Annotated in this window: 1 pseudogene; it reads left to right on the top strand. The window is 70.2% G+C overall.

Features of this window, described 5'->3' with window-relative positions:
• Positions 1 to 135 precede the first annotated feature (135 nt).
• Positions 136 to 336, top strand: a pseudogene (locus CRD59_RS07720) (MurT ligase domain-containing protein); the annotation flags it as partial.
• Positions 337 to 439: the final 103 nt, after the last annotated feature.

The following is a 439-nucleotide window of genomic DNA, read 5'->3' as shown; positions in this document are numbered from 1 at the left end:
GGCGCGGGCGCGGATGCGTTAGTCGACAGCGGGGGGGGGTCGGCGTGAGCGTGCGCGGCACGGCCTCCAGGGAAGTTGGCCGGGCGGAGGCGTACTTGGGTAGGGCGGGGACCGGCACCATGATCCCGCACCGGAGAGGAATACGCCGAGGGGCGTGATATGAGCTGGCTGTGGGACGTGGACGTCGCCTCCTTGCGCTCCGGCGGCGTGGCGATGGTCTCCGGCACCCGTGCCTACGACATGGCCCTGCGGCTGGACTACGACCAGGTGCACGTGGGTGCCGTGGAACCGGACCTTGAAGCGGCCCTGCAGACGTTCGTAGCCGCGCATCCCGGGGGTGCCTAGACCCGATATTGCACCTAAACGCCACTGCACCGACGGCGGGCCGATCGGGGCAAGTACACGGCGGAATCCGACTGGTGGAGCGGCAGCTGCGGGG

The organism is Bifidobacterium xylocopae (assembly GCF_003315615.1).
In the GTDB taxonomy this organism is placed as follows: Bacteria; Actinomycetota; Actinomycetes; order Actinomycetales; family Bifidobacteriaceae; genus Bombiscardovia; species Bombiscardovia xylocopae.
This window is presented reverse-complemented; position numbering and strand designations above follow the sequence as displayed.